This window comes from Micromonospora sp. SL1-18, from assembly GCF_047921505.1.
In the GTDB taxonomy this organism is placed as follows: Bacteria; Actinomycetota; Actinomycetes; order Mycobacteriales; family Micromonosporaceae; genus Micromonospora.
This window is the reverse complement of sequence record NZ_JBLROA010000164.1, coordinates 1-1,931: the sequence shown is the minus strand read 5'-3', so window position 1 is coordinate 1,931 and position 1,931 is coordinate 1. Positions and strand designations below refer to the sequence as shown.

Here is a 1,931-nt window from a genome sequence, read left to right as displayed (position 1 = left end):
GGCGCGTCAGGCGTGGTCGATCCGCGCCGGTGCCATGTCGGAAGCCGCCGCGATCAAGCAGGCGGCCTGACCAGATTCGGATGCGCGGGGCGGGCCTCTTCCGCCAAGTCGATCCCCGCCCCGCGCCCCACCCGCACTCGTTGGAAGGAGTTGGGCTGATGCCCACGCTAGCTGACGCTGCCCGCATCGCCGGAAACCCGCGCCTCGCCCCTCGCCGCAAGACGCACCGCCGCACCGTGATGCGCCTCGCCGGCCCCGGTATCCGGGCCGCCCGCGAGGTCTACACCACCGTCCCGGCCGACGCCGTCCGCGTCGCCGCCCTGGTGGAGATCTCCGCCGCTGCCGCTGCCCTCGCCCGGACGGTGGTGAAGCTGCGCCACCTCGACCCGGACCTGATCGCCCCGCACGTCTCCGACCGCGTCGACCTCCGCGCCGTGCTCGGCCGTGGCCAGTGGCTGCCGACCATGACCCGTCACGTTCCCGCTCCGGAGTCGGGGCCGGTCGATCTGGCCGCGCTGATGCCGACCCGCCCGGCGGTCCGCCGCCGCGTCGTGCGTCGTCGTCCCGGTTCGCCGGGGCAGGCATCGCTGTTCGCCGCCACGGTGGGGGAGGGCTGAGCGATGCCGTTGGTGAACGTGATCCGTGGTCAGCGGATCGAGGAAGCGCCCCTGAACCTGCGGACCCCGATCATCCGCATCCCGCTGTGGCTGGCCCTGTCGTGGTGGGGTGCCAAAGCCGTGGCCCGGATGACGGTCCTGGCCGGCCGGTACTGGTACGTGACCGCCCCGGCCACCGGCCTGACCTGGCTGTACGCCGAGTACGGATGGGCTGGCCCCGCCCTGACCGTGGGCGGCATCGGGTCGGCTGCCGCCGGCTGGTGGTACGGACATCGGCCGACCTTCCTGCGCTTCGGCTGGTACCCGGTCCTGTCCCGCTTCCGGCGGTGGCTGTACCGGCGCAACTGGCACGCCGCGATGGTCACCGCCCGCCTCGCGGTGTCCTTCGACTCCCACACCGTCCTGCCCGTGCTGCGGAAGGTTCGCTGCGCGGCCGGGGTGGACGTGGCGACGGTGCGGATGGTCACTGGCCAGATCCCGGACGACTTCGCCAAGGCGGCGGAACGCCTCGCCCACACCTTCGGTGTCCGCCAGGTCAAGGCCGTGCCCGGTCCTCGGCCGGATGTGGTGCTGCTGCACCTCTACCGAGGTGACCCTCTCGCCCGGGTGGTCCGTCCGCTGCCGGTGCCGGCGGTGCCCGAGTTCACCGCCCTCCCGGTCGGTCGTCAGGAGGACGGCGACGGCTACCCGTTGCGGCTGTTCGGCACTCAGGTCCTGGTCGTGGGCGCCACCGGGTCGGGCAAGGGCTCGGTCATCTGGTCCGTGGTCCGGTCCCTCGCCGCCGGGGTCACCTCCGGGCTCGTCCAACTGTGGGGCCTGGATCCGAAGGGCGGCATGGAACTCGGGATCGGTGCGCCGATGTTCGCCCGGTTCGCCTGCAAGGACTACGCGGCCATGGCCGGGCTGATCGAGGAAGCCGCCACCGTCGCCAAGGATCGGGCGAGCAACCTGCGCGGTCGGACCCGCCAGCACACCCCGACCCCGGATGAGCCGCTGATCGTCCTGGTCATCGATGAGCTGGCGAACCTGACCGCCTACCTCACCGACCGGCAGCTCAAGGACCGGATCAAGGCCGCCCTGTCCATCCTGCTCAGCCAAGGGCGCGCGGTCGGCGTGCACGTCGTCGCGGCGATTCAGGACCCGCGCAAGGAGGTGCTGCCGTTCCGGGACCTGTTCCCGACCCGTATCGGCCTGCGGCTGGCTGAGGCGGCGCAGGTGGACTTGGTGCTCGGGGACGGGATGCGGGACCGGGGAGCGCTGTGCGACCGCATCCCCCAGGGCCTGCCGGGTGTCGGGTTCGTGGTCATCGACGGT

2 protein-coding genes are annotated in these 1,931 nt (G+C 72.4%); both read left to right on the top strand.

Annotation, left to right across the window (positions count from 1 at the left end; all coding sequences use genetic code 11):
• The first annotated feature begins 158 nt into the window (after positions 1 to 158).
• A complete protein-coding gene (locus ACNAW0_RS30295; protein WP_416291463.1) occupies positions 159 to 617 on the top strand; it encodes a hypothetical protein in 459 nt (152 codons plus the stop codon).
• A gap of 3 nt (positions 618 to 620) precedes the next feature.
• Positions 621 to 1,931 (top strand): FtsK/SpoIIIE domain-containing protein (locus ACNAW0_RS30290; protein ID WP_416291462.1); only part of this gene is annotated, 1,311 nt, incomplete at its 3' end.

Bases quoted from the DNA above. Each gene is read 5' to 3' on its own strand.
- ACNAW0_RS30295 (WP_416291463.1), top strand. From the start codon at position 159: ATGCCCACGCTAGCTGACGCTGCCCGCATCGCCGGAAACCCGCGCCTC.